A 26,226-nucleotide genomic window follows, 5' to 3' on the forward strand; every position below is an offset into this window, starting at 1 on the left:
GGCCTCGAGGACTGACTGTGAAGAACTGGACGTTGCGCCAACGCATTTTGGCGAGCTTTGCGGTGATTATCGCCATCATGTTGTTGATGGTCGTCGTCTCGTACTCGCGCCTGTTGAAGATCGAGGCCGGTGAAGAGCGCATGCGCAATGACGCGGTGCCTGGGGTCTATTTCAGTTCCATGATCCGCAGTGCCTGGGTCGACACCTACCTGCAGACCCAGGAAATCATCGGCCTCAAGCAGAATCAGGACATCAGTTCCGAAGACAAGGCGGACTTCAAGGCCTTCGAAGAGCGTCTGCAGACCCAAATGGACAATTACAAGCAGACCATCAACAGTCGCGAGGACCAGACCGAGTTCGATGCCTTCGAGAAAGACCACCAGGATTTCAATCGCATCCAGGCCGCGGTACTCGACCTGCACCAGAAGCGCCAGGAAGCCGAGGCGATCCGCCTGTTCAACGAACAGCTGACCCCGGCCTGGATTGCCGGCCGCATGAAACTCAACGACATCATCAGCGAGAACAAGGCCGTGGCCGACTCCGCCACCGCCGCCATCGACGATGCGGTGGCCGCGGCCAAGGTCAGCATGGGCGTGTCGTTGCTGGTGGCGATTTTCGTCGCTGGTCTATGCGGCCTGCTGTTGATGCGGGCGATCATGGCGCCGATGAATCGCATCGTGAGCATTCTCGAAATCATGCGCACCGGTGACCTCAGCGGCCGCTTGAACCTGGAGCGCAAGGACGAGTTCGGCGCGGTGGAAACCGGCTTCAACGACATGATGACCGAGCTCACCGCCCTGGTATCGCAGGCCCAGCGTTCGTCGGTGCAGGTCACCACATCGGTGACCGAGATTGCCGCCACCTCCAAGCAGCAACAGGCCACCGCCACCGAGACTGCCGCCACCACCACGGAAATTGGCGCCACTTCGCGGGAAATCGCCGCGACCTCCCGGGATCTGGTGCGCACCATGACTGAAGTGTCCAGCGCGGCCGATCAGGCCTCGGTGCTTGCCGGCTCCGGCCAGCAGGGTCTGGCGCGCATGGAAGACACCATGCACTCGGTGATGGGCGCCGCGGATCTGGTGAACGCCAAGCTGGCGATCCTCAACGAGAAGGCCGGCAACATCAATCAGGTGGTGGTGACCATCGTCAAGGTTGCCGACCAGACCAACCTGCTGTCGCTGAACGCCGCCATCGAGGCGGAGAAAGCCGGTGAGTACGGCCGCGGCTTTGCCGTGGTGGCCACTGAAGTGCGACGTCTGGCGGATCAGACCGCCGTCGCCACCTACGACATCGAGCAGATGGTCCGTGAGATCCAGTCGGCGGTGTCGGCGGGGGTCATGGGCATGGACAAGTTTTCCGAAGAAGTGCGTCGCGGCATGGCCGAGGTGCAGCAGGTGGGCGAGCAACTGTCGCAGATCATCCATCAGGTCCAGGCCCTGGCGCCTCGGGTGCTGATGGTCAATGAGGGGATGCAGGCCCAGGCCACCGGCGCCGAGCAGATCAACCACGCCCTGGTGCAACTGGGGGACGCCAGCAGCCAGACCGTCGAGTCCCTGCGCCAGGCCAGCTTTGCCATCGATGAGCTGAGCCAGGTGGCCGTGGGCCTGCGCAGCGGCGTTTCGCGTTTCAAAGTCTGATGGATGAGCTCGCGCACAAGCGCGGCGCCGCAGCCGGGGCGCGCAGTGCTCTGTTCTTGGTGTTCCGCATCGGTCAGGAACGCTATGCGCTACAGGCCGTTGATGTGGTGGAGGTGTTGCCGCGCCTGCAGCTCAAGCCCATTGCCCAGGCACCGTCCTGGGTCGCTGGGGTCTTTGCCTATCGCGGGGTGGTGGTGCCGGTCATCGACCTGTGCGAGCTGACGTTTGGGCGCGCGGCGCAGCTGCGTACCAGTACCCGACTGGTGCTGGTGCACTACCGTGGCGACGTCGCCCAGCCGCCGCGGGTGCTTGGACTGCTGCTGGAACAGGCCAACGACACGCTGCGCTGCGCCCCCCAGGAATTTCAGCCCTATGGCCTGGACAACCGCCAGGCGCCGTATCTGGGGCCGGTGCGCGAAGATGCCCAGGGGCTTTTGCAATGGGTGCGGGTCGATGACTTGCTGGGCGCTCAGGTGCGTGAGTTGCTGTTTCCTGCCGAGCCTCTGGACCCGGCGTCGCTTGAGGAGCCTCGATGAGCGACGAACAACGGTTTTTCGACTTTCTCAAGGAGCGAATCGGCCTGGATGTCGCCTCGGTGGGCCCGGCGATCATCGAGCGCGCGGTGCGCCAGCGCTGCAACGCCCTGGATGCCCTCAGCAGCGACGAATACTGGCAAAAGCTGCAAGGTTCACGGGATGAGCAGCAGGCACTGATCGAGGCCGTGATCGTTCCGGAAACCTGCTTTTCCGTTATCCGGAATCCTTCGCCACTCTGGTCAAGCTGGCCAAGGAACGTCTGTCACAGATCAAGGGCATGCGCGCCTTGCGCCTGTTGAGCCTGCCGTGCTCCACCGGCGAGGAGCCCTACTCGATTGCCATGGCCCTGCTGGATGGCGGCCTGGCTCCGCACCAGTTCAAGGTCGACGGCCTGGACGTCAGTCCGTTGTCGGTGGAACGGGCTCGGGGGGCGGTCTATGGCAAGAATTCCTTTCGTGGCCAGAACACCGAGTTCCGTGAACGGCACTTTTGTGCCGAGGGCGATCGTTATCGCTTGAGCGAGCGGGTTCGCGAGCAGGTCCGGCTGCAAGTGGGCAATGTCCTGGAACCGGGGTTGCTGGCCAGCGAGCCGCCTTTCGATTTCGTCTTCTGTCGCAACCTGCTGATCTATTTCGACCAGCCGACCCAGCACCAGGTGTTCGAGGTGCTCAAGCGCCTGACCCATGAAGAAGGGGTGCTGTTCATCGGGCCTGCCGAGGGCAGCCTGCTGGGGCGTCTGGGCATGCGCTCCATCGGTATTCCCCAGTCCTTTGCCTTCAGCCGGCACTCTGAACCCGAGCCTGCACCGGTTCCGGTGGCCTTGCCCCAGCCCTTGTCCTTGCCGCTGCCACCGCGCAATCCGCCGCCTGTAGCGCCGCGCCAGCGCCCCTTTGCCGCCCGCGCGGCCCAGGCCCCGGTGGCCGAGAACACGCTGGCGGTCAGCGATGCCGCGAGCCTGCTGGCCAACATTGCCGCCTTGGCCAATGAGGGCAAGAGCGCGCAGGCCCGTGCCGCCTGCGAGCGTTATCTGCAACAGCACGAGCCTGTGGCCCAGGTGTTCTACTGGCTGGGGCTGCTCAGCGATGTGGCCGGCAACGCCATGGAAGCCCAGGGCTTCTACCGCAAGGCCCTGTACCTGGCTCCCCAGCACCCTGAAGCCCTGGCGCACCTGGCGGCGCTGTTGGCATCCCAGGGCGATGTCGCCGGAGCCCAACGATTGCAGGAGCGCGCTGCCCGCAGCACTCGCACTGCCGACAGTGAGTTGAAACGATGAGCCATTCCTACTCATTGGACGTGACCCGTGAAGATGCGCAGGCCATCGACGATTGCTGGAACCGTATCGGCATCCACGGCGACAAGTCCTGCCCATTGCTCGCCGAGCATATCCATTGCCGCAATTGCGCGGTCTACTCCGCCGCCGCCACGCGCCTGCTGGATCGCTATTCGTTGCGCCAGGAGGACCGGGAGCACGCGGTGGTCCTGGAGGCCGACAGCGATGTGGTCACCCGTTCGCTGCTGATGTTCCGTCTCGGCGAAGAGTGGCTGGGGCTGGCGACCCGTTGCCTGTTGGAAGTGGCACCGTTGCAGGACATTCACTCCTTGCCCCATCAGCGTTCGCGGGCGTTGCTGGGGGTGGCCAACGTGCGCGGAGCCCTGGTGGCCTGTCTGTCATTGACTGAGCTGCTGGGCCTGGATGGCACGCCGGTGGTCGCTGCCGCGGGGCGGGTCATGCCGCGGATGCTGATCATTGGGGCCGAGGGCGGCCCGGTGGTGGTGCCGGTGGATGAGGTGCACGGTATCCATGCCATCGACGAACGCATTCTCAACGGTGCCTCGCTCTCCGGAGAACAGGCCAATGCCAAGTACACCCGTGGCGTGTTGCAATGGCAGGGACGCAGCCTGCGTTTGCTGGACGAGGAGCAACTGCTCTCGGCCGTGACCCGGAGCCTGACATGACCCCCGATCAAATGCGCGATGCCTCGTTGCTGGAGCTGTTCAGCCTGGAAGCCGAGGCCCAGACCCAGGTACTCAGTACCGGGCTGCTGGCCCTGGAGCGCAATCCAACCCAGGCCGACCAGTTGGAAGCCTGCATGCGCGCCGCCCACTCGCTCAAGGGCGCGGCGCGGATTGTCGGGGTCGATGCCGGGGTCAGCGTTGCCCACGTGATGGAGGATTGCCTGGTCAGTGCCCAGGAAGGGCGACTGTATCTGCAACCCGAGCATATCGACGCCCTGTTGCAGGGCACTGACCTGTTGATGCGTATTGCCAGTCCCGGAGGCGTCGAGACAGTGGCGCCGGATATTCCGGGCTATGTGGCGTTGATGGAGCAGTTGCTGGCGCATGGACCGGGAGTGCCAAGCGTGCCGGCCCAGGCAAGCGCCCCGCCAGAGCCGGAGTTCGAAGCACCAGTGGCGCCCATGGCGCAGTTGCCGAGGGAGCTGGAGCCCTTGTCGCCACCGAGCGAACCGGCCCTGGAACCGGCAGTGAGCAACGGGCGCCCGGGCAAACGCATGACCGAGGGTGGCGAGCGGGTGCTGCGGGTGACCGCCGAGCGCCTCAACAGCTTGCTGGACCTTTCGAGCAAATCCCTGGTGGAAACCCAGCGGCTCAAGCCTTACCTGGCGACGATGCAGCGCCTCAAGCGGATCCAGAGCAACAGCCTGACCGCCCTGGAAAACCTCAACCTGCACCTCAAGGAACACGCGCTGAGCCTGGAGGCTCAGGAGGCCCTGGAGGATGCGCGGCGCTTGCTGGCCGAGTCCCAGCAATTGTTGGCGGAGAAGACCGCCGAGCTTGATGAGTTTGGCTGGCAGGCCAGCCAGCGGGCCCAGGTGCTTTATGACACGGCCCTGGCCTGTCGCATGCGGCCCTTTGCCGATGTCCTCACCGGTCAGGTCCGCATGGTCCGCGATCTGGGGCGCAGCCTGGGCAAACAGGTACGCCTGGAGATCGAGGGTGAGAAAACCCAGGTCGATCGCGATGTGTTGGAGAAACTCGAAGCACCGCTGACTCACCTGCTGCGCAATGCCGTCGACCACGGCATCGAGCTGCCCGAGCAGCGCCTGCTGGCGGGCAAGTCGGCGGAGGGGGTGATTCGTCTGCGGGCCTCGCACCAGGCCGGTCTTCTGGTGCTGGAGCTCAGTGATGACGGCAATGGCGTGGATCTTGAGCGCTTGCGCCAGAGCATTGTCGAGCGTCAGCTGTCGCCGGCCCAGACCGCCGCTCAGCTCAGCGAGGAAGAACTGCTGACTTTCCTGTTCCTGCCGGGCTTCAGCCTGCGGGACAAGGTCACCGAGGTTTCCGGACGCGGTGTCGGCCTGGATGCGGTGCAGCATATGGTGCGGCAACTGCGTGGTGCGGTAGTGCTGGAGCAGACCAGCGGCCAGGGCAGCCGTTTTCACCTGGAAGTGCCCTTGACCCTGTCGGTGGTGCGCAGCCTGGTGGTGGAGGTCGGCGACGAGGCCTACGCCTTCCCGTTGGCCCATATCGAACGTATGTGCGACTTGGAACCCGAGGCCATAGTCCAGGTGGAAGGGCGTCAGCATTTCTGGCACGAAGGGCGGCATGTGGGCCTGGTGGCGGCCAGTCAGCTGTTGCAGCGGCCGGCGACCGAGACCGACGCGCCAACCCTGAAGGTGGTGGTGATTCGCGAGCGCGACGCGGTGTACGGGATCGCCGTGGAGCGCTTTATCGGCGAGCGTACCCTGGTGGTGCTGCCGCTGGACGACCGCCTGGGCAAGATCCAGGATATTTCCGCCGGGGCCTTGCTCGATGACGGCCGGGTGGCACTGATCGTGGATGTCGAGGACATGCTGCGTTCGGTGGACAAGCTGCTCAATACCGGCCGCCTGGAGCGCATCGCACGCCATCACCAGCAGCACGCACAGGCCGCGCGCAAGCGTATTCTGGTGGTGGATGACTCACTCACGGTGCGTGAACTGCAGCGCAAGCTATTGATCAATCGCGGCTACGATGTGGCCGTTGCCGTGGACGGCATGGATGGCTGGAATGCTTTGCGTTCGGAAAGCTTCGACCTGCTGATCACCGATATCGACATGCCGCGAATGGATGGAATTGAATTGGTCACACTCTTGCGTCGCGACAATCGCCTGCAGTCCCTGCCGGTGATGGTGGTGTCCTACAAGGATCGTGAGGAAGACCGGCGCCGTGGACTGGATGCCGGTGCCGACTATTATCTAGCCAAAGCCAGTTTCCATGACGACGCCCTGCTCGATGCGGTGGTGGAGCTGATTGGAGGAGCGCGGGCATGAAGATAGCGATAGTCAACGACATGCCCATGGCTGTGGAGGCCTTGCGTCGGGCCCTGGCCTTCGATCCCAGCCATGAGGTGGTGTGGGTCGCCACCAATGGCGCCGAGGCGGTGAAATATTGCGCCGAACTGACGCCGGACCTGATTCTCATGGACCTGATCATGCCGGTCATGGATGGCGTCGAGGCCACGCGGCGGATCATGGCCGAGTCGCCTTGCGCCATTGTGATCGTCACCGTCGACCGCCAGCAGAATGTGCACAGAGTGTTCGAGGCCATGGGCCACGGCGCGCTGGACGTGGTGGACACCCCGGCGCTGGGCGCGGGCAATGCCCAGGAGGCGGCGGCGCCGCTGCTGCGCAAGATCCTCAATATCGGCTGGCTGATCGGCCAGCGTGGCAGTCGGGTGCGTTCGGCGCCGGTGCCGCTGCGCAGCGGGGCGCCACGCCAGAGCCTGGTGGCCATTGGCTCCTCCGCCGGTGGCCCAGCGGCCCTGGAAGTGCTGCTCAAGGGCTTGCCAAAGGACTTTCCCGCCGCCATCGTGCTGGTCCAGCATGTTGACCAGGTGTTCGCCGCGGGTATGGCCGAGTGGCTCAGCAGCGCCTCCGGCCTGCAGGTACGGCTGGCCCGGGAAGGTGAGCCGCCGCAAAGCGGCACGGTACTGCTGGCAGGCACCAACCACCATATCCGCTTGTTGAAGAACGGCACCCTGGCCTATACCGCCGAACCGGTGAATGAAATCTACCGGCCCTCCATCGACGTGTTTTTCGAGAGTGTTGCCAGCTATTGGAATGGCGATGCGGTGGGGGTGCTGCTGACCGGCATGGGCCGCGATGGTGCCCAGGGCTTGAAGTTGATGCGCGATCAGGGTTATTTGACCATCGCTCAAGACCAGAACAGTAGCGCGGTGTATGGCATGCCCAAGGCGGCCGCTGCCATCGGTGCCGCCGCAGAGATTCGCCCACTGGACAAGATCGCTCCACGTTTGCTGGAGATATTTGCCAAATGACTGATAAACGCAGCTGTCCTGGCCAGGTAGTAACTCAGGTGACAACCCATGAATGATTTACAGCTCGACGAATTCAAGACCGACGAAAACGCTGCGATGGTGTTGCTGGTGGATGACCAGGCCATGATCGGCGAGGCCGTGCGGCGTGGGTTGGCGAATGAGGAAAACATCGACTTCCACTTCTGCGCCGATCCTCACCAGGCCATCGCCCAGGCCATCCGCATCAAGCCCACGGTGATCCTCCAGGATCTGGTAATGCCGGGGCTGGACGGCCTGACCCTGGTGCGCGAATACCGTAACCATCCGGCGACCCAGAACATCCCGATCATTGTCCTCTCCACCAAGGAAGACCCGCTGATCAAGAGCGCGGCCTTTGCCGCCGGGGCCAACGACTACCTGGTCAAGCTGCCGGACAACATCGAGCTGGTGGCGCGCATCCGCTATCACTCCCGCTCCTACATGACCCTGTTGCAGCGCGATGCCGCCTACCGTGCGTTGCGGGTCAGTCAGCAGCAGTTGCTGGACACCAACCTGGTGCTGCAGCGGCTGATGAACTCCGACGGCCTGACCGGGCTGTCCAACCGCCGGCACTTCGACGAATACCTGGAGCTGGAATGGCGTCGGGCAATGCGTGAGCAGAGCCAGCTGTCGTTGCTGATGATCGACGTCGACTACTTCAAGACCTACAACGATACCTTCGGCCACCTGGAGGGGGATGAAGCCCTGCGCAAGGTGGCCACGGCGATTCGCGAGGCCAGCAGCCGGCCTTCCGACCTGCCGGCGCGTTACGGTGGCGAAGAGTTCGTGCTGGTGCTGCCCAACACTTCGCCGGGCGGGGCGCGACTGGTGGCGGAGAAGCTGCGCCAGACCGTGGAAGCCCTGAAAATCCCCCATATCGCGCCGGTGGAGGGCGCCAGCCTGACCATCAGCATCGGGCTCTCCACCATAACGCCGCAGCCCAACAGCCATTGCCGGCAGTTGATTTCGGCCGCGGACAAGGGGTTGTACCTGGCGAAAAACAATGGCCGCAATCAGGTCGGGATCGAGTAGGCGGGTTCGGCGTGCGCTCTAGGCGTCAGCCATTTGCGTGGCCGGCGCCTGATCCTGTGGGACCTCCACCAGGGTGTCTCTGAACAGGTAGTAGCTGTGGCTCGCGGTGTGCCGACAAGTGAGCTTTACCGCTTCGATGCGATAGGTGGTGTAGGTGTTGAGTGTCTTGTCGATGAACCAGTTGTTCAGCAGGTTGCCAGGGGCGATCGGGTAGTCGCCAAAGCGGTAGTCCATGTAGCCGCCCCTATGGACGTGGACCCAGCGACAGCTGAACCTGGCCTGCAGCCATTGGGTTCGCTCACCGACCTCATCCACCAGCATTCTCGTGCGGTAGTAGATCCACCACCACAAAAAGATCAGCCAGGGCACTACCAGGGCGCAGGCCAGCGCCGGTGAGACCATCAGCCAGATTCCCATCAATGGCATAAAGGCCAGTGCGCTGAAGAGCGCGGCGAAAAACGCCTGGACGCCTCTCCCGTTTCGGCGCTCCCTGCGCTGGATGTTTTCTATTTCTGCGCTGTTGAGTGTGCGTCCCATGAGCCTACTGCTTGCGTGTCATTTCAGGTGGGATTGTATAGCGCCGGCCGGTCTCAAGGGCGCCATGGTTGTACATCGCGGCCTGTGAGTATCGAAGGCGGTGTGACTTGCCGAACAGGGCTTGCAGGTAAGGGAGGGCAATGAAATTCAGTGTGCACTTGGATTTCAGTGGGGCTGTCGCTGAAATTAGATGGCTGATTGGCCTCTAAAGCCGCTAAGCGGGCTGCCGTGATTCGGTGATTCCGTTATAATCTCCGGCTTTCAAAAGTTCGCCAACGAGTGCCGCCCCCCATGGAAATCAACCCGATCCTGAACACCATCAAGGACCTGTCCGAGCGCTCCGAAACTATTCGGGGGTATCTTTGACTACGATCAAAAGCATGAGCGTCTGACCGAGGTCAATCGCGAGCTTGAAGATCCGAGTGTCTGGAACAAACCCGAATACGCCCAGGAACTGGGCCGCGAGCGCGCAGCGCTGGCACAGATCGTCGAGACCCTGGACGAACTGAACGGCGGCCTGGCCGATTGCCGCGATCTGCTGGACATGGCGGTCGAGGAAGAGGACGAAGGCGCGGTGGGCGATGTTGTCGCCGAGCTGGCCCGTCTCGAGGAAAACCTCGCCAAGCTCGAATTCCGCCGCATGTTCAGCCACGAAATGGACCCGAACAACGCCTACCTGGACATTCAGGCCGGCTCCGGCGGTACCGAGGCCCAGGACTGGGCCAACATCCTGCTGCGCATGTACCTGCGCTGGGCCGACAAACGCGGTTTCGACGCGACCATCATGGAGCTGTCGGCCGGTGAAGTGGCCGGGATCAAGGGCGCGACCGTGCACATCAAGGGCGAATACGCCTTCGGCTGGCTGCGCACCGAGATCGGCGTACACCGCCTGGTGCGCAAGAGCCCGTTCGACTCCGGCAACCGTCGCCACACCTCGTTCTCCGCGGTGTTCGTCTCGCCAGAAATCGACGACAAGGTGGAAATCGAAATCAACCCGGCAGACCTGCGGATCGATACCTATCGTTCTTCCGGTGCCGGTGGTCAGCACGTAAACACCACTGACTCGGCCGTGCGTATTACCCACGTACCGACCAACACCGTGGTCAGCTGCCAGAACGAACGTTCCCAGCACGCCAACAAGGACACCGCCATGAAAATGCTGCGGGCCAAGTTGTACGAGCAGGAAATGCAGAAGCGCAACGCGGCTTCCCAGGCCTTGGAAGACACCAAGTCGGACATCGGCTGGGGTCATCAGATTCGTTCGTACGTGCTCGACGCGTCGCGGATCAAGGACCTGCGCACCAACATCGAACGCAGCGACTGCGACAAGGTGCTCGACGGCGACATCGACGAGTACCTGGAAGCCAGCCTGAAATCCGGACTGTAAAAAGACGCGATACAGGATCGGCTGATTCAACGCGATCCCTGTAGGAGCCAGCTCTGCTGGCGATCCCCGGGCCGCAAGGCCCGGGGGCAACGAACCTGATGGAATATCTAAAGACATGAGCGACCAACAACTCGACCCGCAAGCCCTGCAACAGGAAGAAAACTCCCTGATCGCCCTGCGCAAGGAAAAGCTTGCTGCCGAGCGCGCCAAGGGCAATGCCTTCCCGAACGACTTCCGCCGCGAAAACTACTGCGAAGATCTGCAGAAGAAGTACGCCGACAAGACCAAGGAAGAGCTGGCAGAGGCGGCGATCCCGGTCAAGGTTGCTGGTCGCATCATGCTCAACCGTGGCTCGTTCATGGTCATCCAGGACATGACTGGGCGGATTCAGGTCTACGTCAACCGCAAGACCCTGTCCGAAGAAACCCTGGCCGCGGTGAAAACCTGGGACATGGGCGACATCATTGCCGCCGAAGGCACCCTGGCCCGTTCCGGCAAGGGTGACCTGTACGTTGAAATGACCCACGTGCGCCTGCTGACCAAATCCCTGCGCCCGCTGCCGGACAAGCACCACGGCCTGACCGACACCGAGCAGCGCTACCGCCAGCGCTACGTTGACCTGATCGTCAACGAAGACGTGCGTCAGACCTTCCGCGTACGTTCGCAAGTCATTGCCCACATCCGCAGCTTCCTGATGAAGCGCGACTTCCTCGAAGTCGAAACGCCGATGCTGCAGACCATTCCTGGCGGCGCCGCGGCCAAGCCGTTTGAAACCCACCACAACGCGCTGGACATGGAAATGTTCCTGCGTATCGCGCCTGAGCTGTACCTCAAGCGTCTGGTGGTTGGTGGTTTCGAGAAAGTGTTCGAGATCAACCGCAACTTCCGTAACGAAGGCGTTTCGACTCGTCACAACCCTGAATTCACCATGTTGGAGTTCTACCAGGCCTACGCCGACTACGAAGACAACATGGACCTGACCGAAGAACTGTTCCGTGAACTGGCGCAGCTGGTGCTGGGCAGCACCGACGTGCCGTACGGCGACAAGGTGTTCCACTTCGGTGAGCCGTTCGCCCGTCTGTCGGTGTTCGACTCGATCCTCAAGTACAACCCTGAGCTGACTGCCGATGACCTGAACGACATCGACAAGGCGCGTGCCATCGCCAAGAAGGCCGGCGCCAAGGTGCTGGGCTTCGAAGGTCTGGGCAAGCTGCAGGTGATGATTTTCGAAGAGCTGGTCGAGCACAAGCTGGAGCAGCCGCACTTCATTACCCAGTACCCGTTCGAAGTGTCGCCGCTGGCCCGTCGCAACGACGAGAACCCCAACGTCACCGACCGTTTCGAGCTGTTCATCGGCGGCCGCGAGATCGCCAACGCCTATTCCGAGCTCAATGACGCGGAAGACCAGGCCGAGCGCTTCATGGCCCAGGTGGCGGACAAGGACGCCGGCGACGACGAAGCCATGCACTACGACGCCGACTTCGTCCGTGCCCTGGAATACGGCATGCCGCCAACGGCCGGTGAAGGTATCGGCATCGACCGTCTGGTGATGCTGCTGACCAACTCGCCGTCGATTCGCGACGTGATCCTGTTCCCGCACATGCGGCCACAAGCTTAAGCGTTGTGAATAAGAAGCCGCCTTCAACAGGCGGCTTTTTATTGTCTGGCTGCAACTGACGTACCGCTTCTAATTCTGTGTGATTTTTAAGAGGGAATACCTGTCGTGAACCGCGCAATTGCTCAAGAAGGTGCAGCCGGCATCGCCACTGCGGTGGCTGAAAGTGTTCAGTACCAGGGTCGCAAGGCCAGCCGGCAGGGCAGTGAGCAGCGTAGACAGGAGATTCTTGATGCCGCCATGCGCATTGTGGTGCGTGACGGTGTGCGGGCCGTGCGCCATCGTGCGGTGGCCGCCGAAGCCGGTGTGCCCTTGTCGGCCACCACCTATTACTTCAAGGATATCGATGACCTGCTCACCGATACCTTCGCCCAGTACGTGGAACGCAGCGCGGCGTTCATGGCCAAGCTGTGGGCCAGCAATGAAGGCCTGCTGCGGGAAATGGTGGCCTACGGCGACGGCAGCGCCGCGTCCCGTTCGCAGCTGGCCGATGATATCGCCCGACTGACCGCCGATTATGTGCAGCGCCAGTTGCACAATCGTCGCGAGCACCTGATGGCCGAACAGGCCTTCCGCCAAGAGGCACTGCTCAACCCGCGCCTGGCGCAGCTGGTGCGCTCGCACCAGCAGATCCTGCTCCAGGGCACCTGCCAGTTCTTCCAGGTCCTGGGCTCCCGGGAGCCGCAGCAGGATGCCAAAGTGTTGACGTCTATAATCGGCCGGATGGAATATCAGGGCCTGCTCAACGGCACCGAGCCGCTGGCCGAGGAAGAGATGCTCGGCATTCTCACGCGCTACATGCATCTGGTTCTGGCTTCGGTCTGACGCGCCTGGCACGGCTGACCGGCTGCGGCCTGTCGGTCGTAGCCCGCGCCAGCGGCTAGAGTCATTCTGGAGTTCATAGGAGAGTTGCATGCAAGCCTGGCGCATTCTGATTGCCCTGTCGTTCCTGCTGCTCAGTGGTTGCCTGGTTGCCTTCAAGGACCCGCTGCCGGCTGAACAGGCGGCGCCTGCCCAATTGCTGGGCAAGTGGGCCAGCAAGAATGCCTGGGGCGAGCCGCTGAATATCCAGCTCAGCCAGATCGGCGCCAACCGCTACCGCGCTTCGAGTTACCCCGGTGGCACGGCGCGCCCGCGCGACGCCTATGACTTCACCGTGTCCCGGCACGGTAACCGCTGGTACCTGTCGGCCGCAGTGCCCCAGGCTTTTGGCGGGCACTACAGCATTGCCGGGTTCGAGCTGACGGCAAAACACGAACTGGTGCTCTATACCCTGGATCTGGAACAGATTCGCCAGGCCCTGGGTCAAAAGGCCTTGAGCGGCGAAGCCATGACCACGGCCGAGGGGGATGGGGTGCTGATTAGCAGCCCGTTGCCCGAGGTCTTCGCCTACCTTGATAACCCCGCCAATTCCGACCTGTTCGTCGAGGCGGCGCGCTTCAAGCGTGTGGGCAAGTGACCCTGCGCTACAGACCCATTCAATAGGAGTTTCGGGTGGACGATTACCAGCAGACGATACGCACTTTGTCCGATCGCATAGTGCTGGCACAGACACCGATCCGTGTGCTGGATGCGGTGAAGTGGGACGAGAACATCCGCAAGGGCTTTCTCAAGGCCAAGGGCAAGGAAATGCCGGCGGTGGATCGCGCCTATTACGAAGGGCGGCCGCTGTCCTTCGATTCGGGCGCGGTGAAGCTGGAGTTCCAGAACATCGAGCGCGACATCACCCGCCAGTTGGGCCAGTTCAATCCGGTGGGCCAGATCATGCGCCGCATGTGCAAGGAATACCGCATGGTGGTGCGCATGCTCGAAGCCCGGGGGACCGCTGATTTCGGGCTGATTTCCCAAGAACTTTACGGCGCCGCGTCCGATGCCTTCCACGCTGGTGATCCGACCCTGGCGGACCTCGGGCTGATGATGTCCGACTACCTGAACAACATCGACGGCCGCGGCGACCTCAAGGACGAACCCAAGGTTCTCAGTGCCAAGGAGGCGGTGAGCCTGCTGCAAAGCCGGTTGAACAAAGTGTTCGGCGAGGCCGAGGAAACCATCCGCGTATTCGAGTCCGACGGCATTGTCGCCGACGCGGCGGCGGGTGCCGACTACATCAAGATCCGCAGCGATGCGATGTTCAACGAGCGTGATGTGCGGGCTTTGGAAGTCCATGAGGGGCTGGTGCATGTGGGCACCACCTTGAACGGTCTCAACCAGCCCATCTGCACCTTCCTGGCCAAGGGCCCGCCGTCGTCCACGGTGACCCAGGAAGGCCTGGCGATCCTGATGGAGATCATCACCTTCGCCTCCTACCCGAGCCGCCTGCGCAAGCTGACCAACCGCACCCGAGCCATTCACATGGTGGAGGAGGGCGCTGACTTTCTGCAGGTGTTCGAGTTCTTCCGCGAACAGGGTTTCGAGATGGCCGAGAGCTACGGCAACGCCAGCCGGGTGTTCCGCGGTTCGGTGCCCAACGGGCTGCCGTTTACCAAAGACTTGTCCTATCTCAAGGGCTTCATCATGGTTTACAACTACATTCAGCTGGCTGTGCGCAAGGGCAAGCTGGAGCAGATCCCCTTGCTGTTCTGCGGCAAGACCACCCTGGAAGACATGCGAACCTTGCGCCAACTGGTGGATGAAGGCCTGGTGGTGCCACCCAAGTACCTGCCCGACCAGTTCCGCGACATGAATGCGCTGTCGGCGTGGATGTGTTTCTCCAACTTCCTCAACCACCTGAGCCTGGACCGGATCGAGGCGGACTACTCCAATATCCTTTGAATTTTTCCGGGGGCGCACATGGACGTATTCATAGATACACGGAGTGGCCGATGATGCGTTTGTTGGCCGCACTGACGTTGCTGCTGTGCCTCACTGGCTGCAGCTCGCTGCTGTTCTATCCCGAGCCAGGACTGCCCTTCACCCCCGAACGGGCCAAGCTTGAATACCGTGACATTACCCTGACCACCGCCGACGGCCTCAAGCTGCACGGCTGGTGGCTGCCTGCCAAGCCGGGCGTGGCCGTCAAGGGCACGGTGCTGCACTTGCACGGCAACGGCGGCAACCTGGCCTGGCATCTGGGGGGCAGTTGGTGGCTGCCGGAGCAGGGCTATCAGGTATTGCTGCTGGACTACCGCGGATATGGCTTGTCCGAAGGTGCGCCGAGCCTGCCGGCGATCTACCAGGATGTCGACGCCGCGTTCAAATGGCTGGACCAGGCGCCGGAGGTTCAAGGCAAACCCTTGATCGTCCTCGGACAAAGCCTTGGGGGCGCCCTGGCCATTCACTATCTGGTGGAGCACCCCGAGCGTCAGGCCCAGCTCAAGGCCATCGTCCTTGATGGTGTGCCGGCCAGCTACCGTGATGTCGGGCGTTATGCCCTGAGCACGTCCTGGCTGACCTGGCCGTTGCAGGTGCCTTTGTCGTGGCTGGTGCCGGACGCCGACAGCGCGGTTCACCTCCTGCCGCGCCTGACTGGCGTGCCGAAACTGATCTATCACAGCATCGACGATCCGATCGTGCCCCTTTCCAATGGCATCCGGGTGTATCAAGCTGCGCCGCCACCGCGGGTCCTGCAGCTGACCCGCGGTGGCCACGTGCAAACCTTTGCCGATCCGACCTGGCGCCGCGTGATGCTGCGCTACCTCGACGATCCGCAGCATTTCGACGGGTTGCGCCGCCTGGGGGAAATCCCCAACTACCCGGCGACCCCGAATTCAGCAGTTGAACCTCCAGAGAGTCCGCAATGAGTGAAGAACGCAACGCCATTCCAATGATCATCACCGGTATCTGCAGCATCATCGTTACCGTGGGTAGCCTGTGGTACTACGGCTACCTGCACTTCGCCAAGCCGGAGGACGCGTTGTTGCTCAGCGACTTCACCATGCTCAAGACCGTGCCCGGCGAAGACTACAAGATCTCCCTGCAACCGGCCGATGAAGTGGCCCAGTGCATCGATGGCGTGCTGGTGCTGTTCGACACCCAGCAGAAGGGGCTGACCGGGGTGCTGGTGAACAAGAAGAAGCAAGCCGTGCGCTGCATGGGCCAGGAAACCCCGCAGTTGGAGCAGTGATCGGTTCGCCGGCAAGCCGGCTCCTACAGGGGTAATCGCATAAAAAAACGCCGCCGACCTGAAGAGGTCGGCGGCGTTTTGTTTGACCTGCCTATAAAGGCAGGGTGCCCCGTCAGTTGCGGCTGATGGCCGAACGTGGCGCTACCGGCTGGTTGTCGTTGGAAATGGTCACTTCCACGCGACGGTTCATGGCGCGGCCGGAAACACTGCCGTTATCGGCTACCGGATACTCCTTGCCATAACCCTGGCTGACGATACGCGCCGGGTCGACGCCCATGCGGATCAGGGCCATCTGCACCGAGCCGGCACGGCGCTCGGACAGAGACTGGTTGTAGGAATCGCTACCGGTGCTGTCGGTGTAGCCTTCGACGATCACCTTGCGGTCCGGGTTCTCCTGGAGGAATTGCGACAACTTGTTGATGTTCACCAGGCCGTTGGATTTCAAGTCGGACTTGTTGGTGGCGAACAGCACGTCACCGAAGGTCACCAGGGTGCCGCGATCGGTCTGCTTGGCGTTGAGGCTGTCCTGCAGTTGCTTGATCTGCGCGTTACGGGCATCGAGGATGGCGCGGGCGCGCTGGTCGCCGGCGTCCTTGAGCTTGGCTTCGGCGGTCCGCAGAGCGATGGTTTCCTTGGCCACTTCAACCCGCTGGTTGGTCAGGTAGGCCAGTTGGTCGACCTTCTTCTCGTCATCCTTGTTCAGGTACGCCTTGTCGGCCTTGTCCATCCAGTCGGCGGCGTCCTTGGTTTCCAGGGCCGCGACTTTGCTGGCCTGCGGGTTGGCCTGCAGGGCGGAGAAGTTGGTCCGGGCGTTTTCCAGGTTGGCGTTAGGCGGGGTGGAGCAGGCCGCCAGGGCTACGCTCATGGCCAACAGGGCAGGGATCATCAGTTGTTTGCGCATAATGGTTCGTCCTTTCAATCAAATACGAGTACGTGGGAATCGGCGGCGGCTTACTGCACGCTGCGCATACCTTCCTGACGCAGTTCCTGAACGCCTTTCTGCGAGTCTTTCAGCGCTTGCTCAGCCTTGGCTGCCTGGGCCTTGCGCTCTGCTACGCGGGCATCCCACTCGGCTTGTTCAGCCAGGCGACGGGCTTCGTCGTACTTCTTGTCGTGCATGGCAATCTCGGCTTGCTTGAGCTTGTCCTGGGCCGACTTCATTTCCACGGCGGCGAACTCGGTACCACCGGCGCTCACTGCGCTGTTGACCGCAGATTGCGTGACCGCGTACTGCTCGGAAGGCGGGTTACCGGCACAACCGGCCAGTACCATGCTGCTACCGAGGGCCAGCGCGGCCAGCTTCAGCCCGCGCAGAGAGGTGAACGAGGATTTGGCAGTGCTGATCTTCATGGTCTTCAACTCCATTGGGTAACTCCTGAAAACATCAATATCCATCCCGGTCCTGGCGCCGTGACGCTGAGTGACGACGAGCGCTGATGGCAAAATTTGAAACGGCCGTTCCAGTGATGGCTAATGGGTGTGACCCGAGGCTTTTTTGAATAGTTCAGAGAAAGATGGCGATTGGCCGGAAAAAAATCTGACGCCTTGGTCAGGGCTCTAAATCCGGAACTTTTGCCGTGCGCAGGGGTATCCCCGGCCCTTTTCAGGACCGGGAACGATGGTTTTCAACAGGGAAACGAGCGGCGGCGGACTCAGTGTTTCGGCTTGTCGGTCTGGCTCGACATCAGTTGCAGATGCTGGCGTGACAAGGCCAGAAAGCGAGGGGTGGGGCCGATATCTTCGTACAGCGGATCGCCTTCCTCGTCGGTGGCCACCACGTGCTGACCCTGGATGTAGGGGAAGCTTGCCTCGAGCTCTTCCAGGGCGGCGCCGATCAGCTCGCCAAGGAGCTCTTCGGTGTGGCGTTTGGGGTACATCTCGGAGAGGGCGGCCAGGCGTGCGGCGGCTTCCATATCCAGGTGAATCCGGTAGCCGGTCTTGGTCAGGCGACCCTTGGCGTTTTCTTCCCAATGTTGCGCGAGTTCACGGATTTTCATGATGACCTCAATGAACACCTGCTCGTGGCAGGTTGGGTTGAGTGACCGGCCCGGGCCGGTGCGTGGCCCTTGTGCGGCCTACTGTTGAGACTAGCTCCATCGCCGAAGGTTGGGCGCCGGTTTGCCACGTGCTTGCTAAGGGACGCGTGCAAGCGGCACTCTTGAGCCTTCCGTGCCGCCTTGAGTCTGCTGGAGAACACCTCGATGACCGATATTGATGCGCGCTTGCGCGAAGACGTTCACCTCTTGGGAGAACTGTTGGGCAATACCATCCGTGACCAGTACGGGGAGGCTTTCCTCGACAAGATCGAGCAGATTCGCAAGGGCGCCAAGGCCGATCGCCGGGGTTCACCGGGGGCCGAATTGAGCGCCAGCCTTGACCAGTTGAGCGAGGACGAACTGCTGCCGGTGGCCAGGGCCTTCAACCAGTTCCTCAACCTGGCGAACATCGCCGAGCAGTATCAGTTGATCCACCGTCGCGACGAGTCGCAGCCGGCGCCGTTCGAAGCCCGGGTGCTACCGGAGCTGCTGGCGCGTCTGCGGGCCGCAGGGCATTCCGCCGATGCCCTGGCCCGGCAGTTGGGGCGCCTGGAGATCGAGCTGGTGCTGACCGCTCACCCCACCGAAGTGGCGCGCCGTACCCTGATCCAGAAATACGATGCCATTGCCGGGCAACTGGCGGCCCAGGACCATCGCGATCTCACCAGCGCCGAGCGCGGGCAGATCCAGGAACGCCTGCAGCGCTTGATTGCCGAAGCCTGGCACACCGAGGAAATCCGCCGTACTCGGCCGACACCCGTGGATGAGGCCAAATGGGGGTTCGCGGTGATCGAGCACTCCCTGTGGCAGGCCATTCCCAACTACCTGCGCAAGGCCGACAAGGCGCTGTTCGAGGCTACCGGGCTGCACCTGCCGCTGGAATCGGCGCCGATCCGCTTCGCTTCGTGGATGGGCGGCGACCGTGATGGCAACCCCAATGTCACCGCCAGCGTGACCCGGGAGGTGTTGTTGCTGGCGCGCTGGATGGCTGCCGACCTGTATCTGCGGGACGTCGATCACCTGGCCGCCGAACTGTCCATGCAGCAGGCCAGCGCGGCCTTGCTGGCCAGGGCCGGGGACAGTGCCGAGCCGTATCGGGCACTGCTCAAGCAATTGCGCGAGCGTCTGCGGGCTACCCGTAACTGGGCGCATGCGGCGCTTGGCGCTCCGGTACCGGCGGGGCCCGAGGTCTTGCAGAACAACCGTGATCTGCTGGAGCCGCTGCAGCTGTGCTACCAGTCGCTGCATGAATGCGGAATGGGGGTGATCGCCGATGGTCCGTTGCTCGATTGCCTGCGGCGGGCAGTGACGTTCGGCCTGTTCCTGGTGCGTCTCGATGTGCGTCAGGACTCCAGTCGGCACACCTCGGCCATGACCGAGATCACCGACTATCTGGGCCTGGGCCGCTATGAAGACTGGAGCGAGGAAGACCGCATCACCTTCCTGATGCGTGAACTGAGCAGTCGCCGCCCCTTGCTGCCGGGTTATTTCAAACCCTCGGCAGACACGGCGGAGGTGCTCGCTACCTGTCGCGAGATCGCCGTCGCCCCAGCGGCTTCCCTGGGTTCCTACGTGATTTCCATGGCAGGCGCGGCCTCCGATGTGCTGGCGGTGCAGTTGCTGCTCAAGGAGTCCGGAGTGTTGCGGCCGATGCGTGTGGTGCCGCTGTTCGAGACCCTGGCGGACCTGGACAACGCCGGTCCCGTGATGGAGAAACTGTTGCACATGCCGGGCTATCGCTCACGCCTGCAAGGGCCCCAGGAAGTGATGATCGGCTATTCCGACTCGGCCAAGGATGCCGGGACCACCGCCGCGGCCTGGGCGCAGTACCGGGCTCAGGAACGGTTGGTGGATATCTGCCGTGAACAGCAGGTGGAACTGCTGTTGTTCCATGGTCGCGGCGGTACTGTCGGGCGCGGCGGCGGTCCGGCCCACGCGGCGATCCTGTCGCAGCCTCCGGGTTCGGTGGCCGGGCGCTTCCGCACCACCGAGCAGGGGGAAATGATCCGTTTCAAATTCGGCCTGCCGGACATCGCCGAGCAGAACCTCAACCTCTATCTGGCGGCGGTACTGGAAGCCACCTTGCTGCCGCCGCCCCCTCCGGAGCCGGCCTGGCGCCACCTGATGGACGAACTGGCCAGCGACGGGGTCCAGGCCTATCGCGCGGTGGTGCGGGACAACCCGCAGTTTGTCGAGTACTTCCGTCAGTCCACCCCGGAGCAGGAGCTGGGACGCCTGCCCCTGGGCAGTCGGCCGGCCAAGCGCCGCGCCGGTGGCATTGAAAGCCTGCGGGCCATTCCATGGATCTTCGGCTGGACCCAGACGCGCCTGATGCTGCCGGCGTGGCTTGGCTGGGAGGCGGCCTTGAGCAAGGCGCTGGCCCGGGGCGAGGGTGAGTTGCTGGGGCAGATGCGTGAGCAATGGCCGTTTTTCCGCACCCGTATCGACATGCTGGAGATGGTCCTGGCCAAGGCCGATGCTGACATTGCGCGCTCTTATGACGAGCGCTTGGTTGAGGCGGAACTGCTGCCATTGGGTGCGCATTTACGCGACCTATTGTCGCAGGCCTGCGCGGTGGTCCTGGGCCTGACCGGGCAGTCGCAACTGCTGGCCCACAGCCCCGACACCCTGGAGTTCATCCGCCTGCGCAATACCTACCTCGACCCGCTGCATCTGTTGCAGGCGGAGTTGCTGGCGCGCTCGCGCAAACAGGAGGCGCCGCAAGGAAGCCCCGTGGAACAGGCGCTGCTGGTCTCCGTGGCGGGTATTGCCGCCGGTTTGCGCAATACCGGCTGAGGCTGCAGAGGGCGGCGGGGCTGCTTTGGCACAGCCCTGGTCGGGACAATCCCAAGGTGTCGTGCAGATTCATCTGGCGACACTTTGTTATGGGGTTGCGACTTGTTCTACCGTGCCGATGGGGCACAAAAGGGCCGGGTTCCTCCGACTTTCGACTGCTTGTGTGCGCTGTGTCGGCTGTGTATCTTGATCAGCCTTTGGCCGTTTGGGCGGTCACTATCCTATTTTTGAGATTGGCCCCACGAGGCGAATCCGAGCGTTTCTAAATAAAAAATTGAGGAGCACATCGATGCGCGTAATTCTGCTGGGAGCTCCCGGGGCCGGTAAAGGTACTCAGGCAAAGTTCATCACCGAAAAGTTCGGCATTCCACAGATCTCCACCGGCGACATGCTGCGTGCTGCGGTCAAGGCCGGCACCGAGCTGGGCCTCAAGGCCAAGAGCGTGATGGACAGCGGTGGCCTGGTGTCTGATGACCTGATCATCAATCTGGTCAAGGAACGCATCAGCCAGGCCGACTGCGCCAATGGGTTCCTGTTCGACGGCTTCCCGCGCACCATTCCTCAGGCTGAAGCACTGGTCAAAGCCGGTGTGGAGCTGGACAACGTAGTGGAAATCGCTGTTGACGACGAAGAGATCGTCCAGCGTATCGCCGGTCGTCGTGTGCATGAGGCTTCGGGCCGGGTGTACCACACCGTCTATAACCCACCGAAGATCGCTGGCAAGGACGACATCACCGGTGAAGACCTGGTGCAGCGCAAGGACGACACCGAAGAAACTGTGCGTCATCGCCTGTCGGTCTACCATTCCCAGACCAAGCCACTGGTGGAGTTCTACCAGCAGCTGGCCGCCGCTCAGGGGAAGCCGAAGTACAGCCATATCCCTGGCGTAGGTTCGGTGGAAGTGATCACCGCCAAGGTGCTCGAAGCCCTGAGCTGAGTTGCCTGATCGTTTGATCGTTCAACGGCCCGCTTGCGGGCCGTTGCTGTTTATAATGCGTCACTTTTTTCAATGCCGATGGAACCCCCGATGAGCACCTTGCTGGCCCTGGACACCGCGACTGAAGCTTGCTCCGTTGCTTTGCTGCATGACGGCAAGGTTACGAGCCATTACGAGGTGATCCCCCGCCTGCATGCGCAGAAGCTGTTACCGATGATCAAGGAACTGCTGGCCAATGCCGGTACCACCTTGCAAGCGGTGGATGCCATTGCCTTTGGCCGTGGACCTGGCGCCTTCACCGGCGTGCGGATTGCCATTGGCGTGGTGCAGGGGCTGGCCTTCGCCCTGGAACGTCCGGTGCTGCCGGTGTCCAACCTGGCGGTGCTGGCCCAGCGCGCCTTGCGTGAGCACGGTGCGACCCAGGTTGCCTCGGCCATCGATGCGCGCATGGATGAGGTCTACTGGGGTTGCTATCGGGAAACGGCCGGCGAAATGCGTCTGGTGGGGGCCGAGGCGGTGTTGCCGCCAGAAGTCGCCGCCTTGCCGGAAGACGCCGCTGGAGACTGGTTTGGTGCGGGCACCGGCTGGGGTTATGGCGAGCGCATCGCGGTCACGCTCAGTGGTCAGGATGCGGGCATGCTGCCCCACGCTGAAGACCTGTTGACCCTGGCTAAATTCGCCTGGGAGCGGGGCGAGGCGATAGTCGCTGACGATGCGCAACCGGTCTATCTGCGCGACAAGGTGGCCACGCCCAAAGCCCGTTGAGGGTTGTCCAAGTGTCTGCGGGGGTTCAGATTTCTTCGGTGTAAAACGGCCAATCGTCTGGTTTTCAGAGTCGATCCTGCGCGGTTTTAAACCTTTTGGCTTTTCTGTGTTCTAGTTATCACTTGGGCATTTGCTAAGTCGAAGCAGTGCCGCTAAATTGCCATCATTGACCCCGGGCTTTTCAGTATGCGCATAGACGGCATCTCCTCTCAGTCCTACCCCATCAAGCGCAAGCCTCGTAAAGGCTTGGCGTTGGTAGATGAGTCTCTGGACGATGCCGAGGCCATTGAAGTCCAGTCCGAACCTTCGGCCCAAAGCCGTTCCCAGGCTTCTGCTCCCCGCACCGGTAATCTCCCCGCCCGTCCACAGGACATGGTCTTTCAGCGCGCGATGAAAAGGAGCGTGGCCAATGCCCTGGCCAGCTACCTGACCACCGCCGGTTTTGTCGATTGGGATCTGGAAGTGGTGGGGCTCGATCTGCATATCTGATGCTGCCTTATTTCCTGGGTTGTCCTTCCTGGAGCGAAAACGCCTGGCGTGAGTACCTGTACCCGGAGGACGCACGACCCAATGATTTCCTCGGCCTGTATTCCCAGGTCTTCAATGCCGTGGAAGGCAACACCACCTTCTATGCACGGCCCGCGCCCGGCACCGTGCAGCGCTGGGCCCAGATCATGCCCGAGCACTTTCGTTTCACCGCCAAGTTTCCCGGTGATATCAGCCACGGCGGAGACCTGCGGGAACAACTGAGCGCTGCCGAGACCTTTATCCAGTTGCTCAGTCCCCTTGGGGAACGCGTGTCGCCCTTGTGGCTGCAGTTGCCGGCCACCTTCTCCCCGCAGCGCCTGGCGGAACTGGCGGGCTTTATCGATGGTCTGGAGCGGCCGCTGGCGGTGGAGGTCCGGCATCCGGAGTTCTTTGCCAAGGGCGATGCGGAGCGCATGCTCAACCGACTGTTGCGTGAGCGTGGCGTCGAGCGGATCTGCCTCGATCCGCGGGCCCTGTTCAGTTGCACATCCACCACTCCCGCAGTGCTGCACGCCCAATCGAAAAAGCCCAAGGTGCCACCGCGTCCTGCGGCGTTCACCCAATTTCCCCAGGTGCGCTTCATTGGCCATCCGGAGCTTGAGGCCAACGATCCGTTTCTCGTGCCCTGGATCGACAAGGTCGCCGGCTGGATCGAAGAGGGGCGTACCCCTTATGTCTTCCTGCACACCTCGGACAATCGACTGGCTGCTGAACTGGCCCGCCGCTTTCATGGCCAGCTGATGCAACGTTTGCCTGGCTTGCCCGCCTTGCCTGAGTTATACAGAGAGCCCGCCGCGGAGCAGCTCGGCTTGCTCTGAGGCGGTTTCATTGCCTTCTTCTGGAGCGAGCAAATGGACGCGCAAACCCTTCGAGCCAATGCCTTCAAGGCCCTGCATGAACGTGCCGGCGCCTTTGTCATTCCCAACCCCTGGGATGCCGGTTCCGCGAAGATGCTGGCCGGTCTCGGGTTCGAGGCTCTGGCCACCACCAGCGCCGGTTATGCCTTCTCCCTGGGGCGTCCGGATGCCGAGGGCGCCGTCAGCCTGGAAGACACCCTGGACAATGTGCGCGCAATAGTCGGTGCCAGCAGCCTGCCGGTGGCGGTGGACTTGGAAAACGGCTTTTCCGACAGCCCTGAAGGTTGCGCCCAGGCGTTGCTGTTGGCGGCAGCCAGTGGTGTGGTCGGAGGTTCGATCGAGGACGCCAGCGGTCGCGCCGACGACCCTATCTATGACTTCAATCTGGCCGTGGAGCGTATCGAGGCCTGTGCTGCCGCCGTGCGCAGCTTGCCATTTCCCTTCATCCTGACTGCCCGGGCGGAGAACCTGCTCCATGGCCGTGATGATCTGCCTGACACCATTCGCCGCTTGCAGGCCTTTGCCGAAGCCGGTGCCGATGTACTCTATGCGCCAGCCCTGCGCAGCGCCGAGGAGATTTTGCAGGTGGTGCGGGCTGTAGCGCCCAAGCCGGTAAACGTGCTGATGTCCGGTGGCCTCAACCTGAGCGTGGCGCAATTGGCGGAACTGGGGGTCAAGCGCATCAGTGTCGGTTCGGCCCTGGCCCGGGCCGCCTACGGGGCTTTCTACCGGGCTGCGGAAGATATCCGTGAGCACGGTTGCTTCGATTTTGCCGACCGCGCGATGCCGTTCCGGCAGATCAATCAATTATTCAAGCAGCCATAAAACGGGACATTCTGTGCGGGTGGTGAAAATTCTGGGCGTCCTGTTGTTGCTGGGCGCCTTGTTGTTGATCGGCATACGCCTGGGCTGGGTGCCGCTGGCGGATGCCTGGAACCCTTGGGCGCCGCTGGATCTAAGGGCCAAGCCGAATCTGTTGACCCGCTTCAAGTTGGCGCGACTGCGGGACGATCCGCAGTTGTGCGACGAGGTGCTTGGCCGCTCCGGCCTGCGCATCAGCCGCCAGCCTGACAGTCGGGGCGATGTGGCCTGCCCATTGAGCAACACCTTGCGCGTGCAAGGTGGCGATGTTGCCTTGAGCAGCAGCTTTCTCGCCAGCTGCCCGCTGGCGGTGGCCTTTGCCCTGTATGAGCGCCATGGGCTGCAGCCCGCGGCGCAGGCGGTGTATGGACAGCGCGTGGCGCGGGTCGATCATCTGGGCAGTTTTGCCTGCCGCAATATGTACAGCCGTGAGAATGGTGCTCGCAGTCAGCACGCCAGTGCCAATGCCCTGGACATTGCCGGTTTTCGACTGGCGGACGGGCGCAGCATCAACGTGCTCAGGGATTGGCCGAAGGACAGTGATGCGGGACGCTTTTTGCGGCTGGCCCGGGACGGTGCCTGTGGTGCATTCAATGTGGTGCTGGGGCCGGACTACAACAGTGCCCATCACAACCATTTTCATCTGGATGTAGGGCCTTGGTGGATATGTCGCTGAGGAGGGGGCTCAGGCGGCGATGCGCAGGTTCTGCAGAATCAGCGGACGCGCCCAGCCGATGTCGAAGTCCATCTGCCGTTGTTGTTCGATAAGCTCCTGCGCTGGGAATGGCTCGGCCGGTTTATCCAGCAGGTCCAGTTCGAATTCGGCGATGGGCAGGTGCAATGGACGCGGTTCCGGCGCCGGGCCGGGAGTCGGTAGCGGTTGGCCGGCATTGAGCACGATCGGGCGAACCCAGCCACTCTCAAAGTCCTGCTGACGTTGCTGGGCAACGATTTCTTCTGGAGGGAAGGGCGGAGCCGGCTTGTCCAGCAGGTCCATTTCGAATTCGGCGATCGGCAGGAACAGCGGCTCAGGGGGGCGAACCTCGGTGTCCTGAACATCGCAATGGCGCTGGTTGACGATCTGCGTCAGTACATCGGTGCCGCCAACCGGCTCCACGGGACCATCGATGGCCACCGCAGGCAGCCCTTCAACGTTCGCGCCTTCCCCCTGTTGCTCGGCCAGGGCCTGGGCAAAGAAATCCTGCCACAGATGGCTGACGCCGCTCAGTGCCTGGGAATTGCGCAGGCCATAGTCGCCGTGGGGCGAGATATAACCTATCGATGTGCGTTGAATGTCTGACATTGCTCTCGGTCGACGCTGAGCTCTGGCAAAATGGCCG

General features: G+C 62.5%; 25 protein-coding genes and 1 pseudogene. 21 read left to right on the forward strand and 5 right to left on the reverse strand.

The genetic code is table 11. The annotated features are described in order from the left end of the window. The first annotated feature begins 17 nt into the window (after nt 1-17). The 7 genes and pseudogenes from P7C00_RS06190 (at nt 18) to P7C00_RS06220 (ending at nt 8,504) form a co-directional block, all read left to right on the forward strand. Nucleotides 18-1,640 (forward strand): methyl-accepting chemotaxis protein, encoded by a 1,623-nt coding sequence (locus P7C00_RS06190; protein ID WP_404938316.1) that lies wholly within the window; start codon nt 18-20, stop codon nt 1,638-1,640. Next, nucleotides 1,640-2,176 carry a chemotaxis protein CheW gene (locus P7C00_RS06195; RefSeq protein WP_402890280.1) on the forward strand — a complete coding sequence of 179 codons (537 nt, stop codon included), beginning with the start codon at nt 1,640-1,642 and terminating at the stop codon, nt 2,174-2,176. Before P7C00_RS06190 ends, P7C00_RS06195 begins: the two co-directional genes overlap by 1 nt. Further along, nucleotides 2,173-3,449, forward strand: a pseudogene (locus P7C00_RS06200) (CheR family methyltransferase). The gene P7C00_RS06195 and the pseudogene P7C00_RS06200 overlap by 4 nt, the downstream one beginning before the upstream one ends. Continuing rightward, complete coding sequence (locus P7C00_RS06205; RefSeq protein ID WP_404938317.1) at nt 3,446-4,132, forward strand: chemotaxis protein CheW; 687 nt, start codon at nt 3,446-3,448, stop codon at nt 4,130-4,132. The pseudogene P7C00_RS06200 and the gene P7C00_RS06205 overlap by 4 nt, the downstream one beginning before the upstream one ends. After that, nucleotides 4,129-6,447, forward strand: a complete 2,319-nt coding sequence (locus tag P7C00_RS06210) for a hybrid sensor histidine kinase/response regulator (protein ID WP_404938318.1) — start codon at nt 4,129-4,131, stop codon at nt 6,445-6,447. Before P7C00_RS06205 ends, P7C00_RS06210 begins: the two co-directional genes overlap by 4 nt. Continuing rightward, nucleotides 6,444-7,454 (forward strand): chemotaxis response regulator protein-glutamate methylesterase, encoded by a 1,011-nt coding sequence (locus P7C00_RS06215; RefSeq protein ID WP_110652336.1) that lies wholly within the window; start codon nt 6,444-6,446, stop codon nt 7,452-7,454. The genes P7C00_RS06210 and P7C00_RS06215 overlap by 4 nt, the downstream gene beginning before the upstream one ends. A gap of 48 nt (nt 7,455-7,502) precedes the next feature. Next, a complete protein-coding gene (locus P7C00_RS06220; RefSeq protein ID WP_025127597.1) occupies nt 7,503-8,504 on the forward strand; it encodes a PleD family two-component system response regulator in 1,002 nt (333 codons plus the stop codon). 18 nt (nt 8,505-8,522) lie between these two features. On the opposite strand, the gene P7C00_RS06225 is transcribed toward P7C00_RS06220, so the two are convergent. After that, entirely contained in the window at nt 8,523-8,930 is a 408-nt protein-coding gene (locus P7C00_RS06225; RefSeq protein WP_346633461.1) for a hypothetical protein, read from the reverse strand. A 402-nt stretch (nt 8,931-9,332) separates the two neighbouring features. On the opposite strand from P7C00_RS06225, the gene prfB reads away from it, so the two are divergent. From prfB to P7C00_RS06260, 7 genes are all read left to right on the forward strand, one after another. Further along, a protein-coding gene (gene prfB, locus P7C00_RS06230; RefSeq protein WP_100255254.1) for a peptide chain release factor 2 occupies nt 9,333-10,428 on the forward strand; the annotation gives its coding sequence in 2 pieces (ribosomal slippage) (nt 9,333-9,404 and nt 9,406-10,428; 1,095 coding nt in all). A 115-nt stretch (nt 10,429-10,543) separates the two neighbouring features. Then, nucleotides 10,544-12,046: a lysine--tRNA ligase gene (lysS, locus tag P7C00_RS06235; RefSeq protein WP_102861335.1), complete on the forward strand. Its 1,503-nt coding sequence runs from the start codon at nt 10,544-10,546 to the stop codon at nt 12,044-12,046. 105 nt (nt 12,047-12,151) lie between these two features. Then, the gene (locus P7C00_RS06240; protein WP_346633460.1) at nt 12,152-12,868 is read left to right on the forward strand and encodes a TetR family transcriptional regulator; all 717 of its coding nucleotides are present in this window, start codon (nt 12,152-12,154) and stop codon (nt 12,866-12,868) included. A gap of 88 nt (nt 12,869-12,956) precedes the next feature. Continuing rightward, entirely contained in the window at nt 12,957-13,502 is a 546-nt protein-coding gene (locus P7C00_RS06245) for a hypothetical protein (protein ID WP_346633459.1), read from the forward strand. Nucleotides 13,503-13,537: 35 nt separating this feature from the next. After that, nucleotides 13,538-14,815 (forward strand): flavohemoglobin expression-modulating QEGLA motif protein, encoded by a 1,278-nt coding sequence (locus P7C00_RS06250; protein WP_346633458.1) that lies wholly within the window; start codon nt 13,538-13,540, stop codon nt 14,813-14,815. Nucleotides 14,816-14,868: 53 nt separating this feature from the next. After that, a complete protein-coding gene (locus P7C00_RS06255) occupies nt 14,869-15,783 on the forward strand; it encodes an alpha/beta hydrolase (protein ID WP_346633732.1) in 915 nt (304 codons plus the stop codon). Further along, entirely contained in the window at nt 15,780-16,106 is a 327-nt protein-coding gene (locus P7C00_RS06260) for a hypothetical protein (protein WP_011059491.1), read from the forward strand. Before P7C00_RS06255 ends, P7C00_RS06260 begins: the two co-directional genes overlap by 4 nt. A 112-nt stretch (nt 16,107-16,218) precedes the next feature. Here the strand turns inward: P7C00_RS06260 and P7C00_RS06265 are convergent, their stop codons facing one another. The 3 genes from P7C00_RS06265 to P7C00_RS06275 form a co-directional block, all read right to left on the reverse strand. Beyond that, nucleotides 16,219-17,007 (reverse strand): OmpA family protein, encoded by a 789-nt coding sequence (locus tag P7C00_RS06265; protein WP_346633457.1) that lies wholly within the window; start codon nt 17,005-17,007, stop codon nt 16,219-16,221. Between the two features lie 50 nt (nt 17,008-17,057). Next, complete coding sequence (locus P7C00_RS06270) at nt 17,058-17,471, reverse strand: DUF4398 domain-containing protein (protein WP_016967758.1); 414 nt, start codon at nt 17,469-17,471, stop codon at nt 17,058-17,060. A 287-nt stretch (nt 17,472-17,758) separates the two neighbouring features. Next, nucleotides 17,759-18,103 (reverse strand): pilin assembly protein, encoded by a 345-nt coding sequence (locus P7C00_RS06275; RefSeq protein ID WP_404938319.1) that lies wholly within the window; start codon nt 18,101-18,103, stop codon nt 17,759-17,761. 204 nt (nt 18,104-18,307) lie between these two features. On the opposite strand from P7C00_RS06275, the gene ppc reads away from it, so the two are divergent. The 7 genes from ppc to P7C00_RS06310 all read left to right on the forward strand — a co-directional run bounded on the left by ppc (nt 18,308) and on the right by P7C00_RS06310 (nt 25,562). Continuing rightward, nucleotides 18,308-20,938, forward strand: coding sequence for a phosphoenolpyruvate carboxylase (gene ppc / locus P7C00_RS06280; RefSeq protein ID WP_404938320.1), 2,631 nt, complete (start codon nt 18,308-18,310; stop codon nt 20,936-20,938). A 289-nt stretch (nt 20,939-21,227) separates the two neighbouring features. Then, nucleotides 21,228-21,875: an adenylate kinase gene (gene adk / locus P7C00_RS06285; protein ID WP_346633454.1), complete on the forward strand. Its 648-nt coding sequence runs from the start codon at nt 21,228-21,230 to the stop codon at nt 21,873-21,875. A gap of 90 nt (nt 21,876-21,965) precedes the next feature. After that, the gene (tsaB, locus tag P7C00_RS06290) at nt 21,966-22,640 is read left to right on the forward strand and encodes a tRNA (adenosine(37)-N6)-threonylcarbamoyltransferase complex dimerization subunit type 1 TsaB (RefSeq protein ID WP_346633453.1); all 675 of its coding nucleotides are present in this window, start codon (nt 21,966-21,968) and stop codon (nt 22,638-22,640) included. A gap of 186 nt (nt 22,641-22,826) precedes the next feature. Continuing rightward, nucleotides 22,827-23,129: a hypothetical protein gene (locus P7C00_RS06295; protein WP_346633452.1), complete on the forward strand. Its 303-nt coding sequence runs from the start codon at nt 22,827-22,829 to the stop codon at nt 23,127-23,129. Further along, nucleotides 23,126-23,986, forward strand: a complete 861-nt coding sequence (locus tag P7C00_RS06300) for a DUF72 domain-containing protein (RefSeq protein ID WP_404939921.1) — start codon at nt 23,126-23,128, stop codon at nt 23,984-23,986. The genes P7C00_RS06295 and P7C00_RS06300 overlap by 4 nt, the downstream gene beginning before the upstream one ends. Before the next feature lie 33 nt (nt 23,987-24,019). Beyond that, the gene (locus P7C00_RS06305; RefSeq protein WP_404938321.1) at nt 24,020-24,850 is read left to right on the forward strand and encodes an oxaloacetate decarboxylase; all 831 of its coding nucleotides are present in this window, start codon (nt 24,020-24,022) and stop codon (nt 24,848-24,850) included. A gap of 13 nt (nt 24,851-24,863) precedes the next feature. Continuing rightward, nucleotides 24,864-25,562, forward strand: coding sequence for an extensin family protein (locus P7C00_RS06310; protein WP_404938322.1), 699 nt, complete (start codon nt 24,864-24,866; stop codon nt 25,560-25,562). Nucleotides 25,563-25,571: 9 nt separating this feature from the next. Here the strand turns inward: P7C00_RS06310 and P7C00_RS06315 are convergent, their stop codons facing one another. Further along, nucleotides 25,572-26,189, reverse strand: coding sequence for an energy transducer TonB (locus P7C00_RS06315; protein WP_346633449.1), 618 nt, complete (start codon nt 26,187-26,189; stop codon nt 25,572-25,574). Between the last annotated feature and the right edge of the window lie 37 nt (nt 26,190-26,226).

Source organism: Pseudomonas sp. JDS08PS003, assembly GCF_045013505.1.
In the GTDB taxonomy this organism is placed as follows: domain Bacteria; phylum Pseudomonadota; class Gammaproteobacteria; order Pseudomonadales; family Pseudomonadaceae; genus Aquipseudomonas; species Aquipseudomonas protegens_B.

What these genes read in the sequence shown, in the direction of transcription:
- P7C00_RS06195 (WP_402890280.1), top strand. Translation starts at nt 1,640, where the DNA reads ATGGATGAGCTCGCGCACAAGCGCGGCGCCGCAGCCGGGGCGCGCAGT.
- P7C00_RS06205 (WP_404938317.1), top strand. Translation starts at nt 3,446, where the DNA reads ATGAGCCATTCCTACTCATTGGACGTGACCCGTGAAGATGCGCAGGCC.
- P7C00_RS06210 (WP_404938318.1), top strand. Translation starts at nt 4,129, where the DNA reads ATGACCCCCGATCAAATGCGCGATGCCTCGTTGCTGGAGCTGTTCAGC.
- P7C00_RS06215 (WP_110652336.1), top strand. Translation starts at nt 6,444, where the DNA reads ATGAAGATAGCGATAGTCAACGACATGCCCATGGCTGTGGAGGCCTTG.
- P7C00_RS06220 (WP_025127597.1), top strand. Translation starts at nt 7,503, where the DNA reads ATGAATGATTTACAGCTCGACGAATTCAAGACCGACGAAAACGCTGCG.
- P7C00_RS06225 (WP_346633461.1), bottom strand. Translation starts at nt 8,930, where the DNA reads ATGCCATTGATGGGAATCTGGCTGATGGTCTCACCGGCGCTGGCCTGC.
- lysS (WP_102861335.1), top strand. Translation starts at nt 10,544, where the DNA reads ATGAGCGACCAACAACTCGACCCGCAAGCCCTGCAACAGGAAGAAAAC.
- P7C00_RS06245 (WP_346633459.1), top strand. Translation starts at nt 12,957, where the DNA reads ATGCAAGCCTGGCGCATTCTGATTGCCCTGTCGTTCCTGCTGCTCAGT.
- P7C00_RS06255 (WP_346633732.1), top strand. Translation starts at nt 14,869, where the DNA reads ATGCGTTTGTTGGCCGCACTGACGTTGCTGCTGTGCCTCACTGGCTGC.
- P7C00_RS06260 (WP_011059491.1), top strand. Translation starts at nt 15,780, where the DNA reads ATGAGTGAAGAACGCAACGCCATTCCAATGATCATCACCGGTATCTGC.
- P7C00_RS06265 (WP_346633457.1), bottom strand. Translation starts at nt 17,007, where the DNA reads ATGCGCAAACAACTGATGATCCCTGCCCTGTTGGCCATGAGCGTAGCC.
- P7C00_RS06270 (WP_016967758.1), bottom strand. Translation starts at nt 17,471, where the DNA reads ATGGAGTTGAAGACCATGAAGATCAGCACTGCCAAATCCTCGTTCACC.
- P7C00_RS06275 (WP_404938319.1), bottom strand. Translation starts at nt 18,103, where the DNA reads ATGAAAATCCGTGAACTCGCGCAACATTGGGAAGAAAACGCCAAGGGT.
- ppc (WP_404938320.1), top strand. Translation starts at nt 18,308, where the DNA reads ATGACCGATATTGATGCGCGCTTGCGCGAAGACGTTCACCTCTTGGGA.
- adk (WP_346633454.1), top strand. Translation starts at nt 21,228, where the DNA reads ATGCGCGTAATTCTGCTGGGAGCTCCCGGGGCCGGTAAAGGTACTCAG.
- tsaB (WP_346633453.1), top strand. Translation starts at nt 21,966, where the DNA reads ATGAGCACCTTGCTGGCCCTGGACACCGCGACTGAAGCTTGCTCCGTT.
- P7C00_RS06295 (WP_346633452.1), top strand. Translation starts at nt 22,827, where the DNA reads ATGCGCATAGACGGCATCTCCTCTCAGTCCTACCCCATCAAGCGCAAG.
- P7C00_RS06305 (WP_404938321.1), top strand. Translation starts at nt 24,020, where the DNA reads ATGGACGCGCAAACCCTTCGAGCCAATGCCTTCAAGGCCCTGCATGAA.
- P7C00_RS06315 (WP_346633449.1), bottom strand. Translation starts at nt 26,189, where the DNA reads ATGTCAGACATTCAACGCACATCGATAGGTTATATCTCGCCCCACGGC.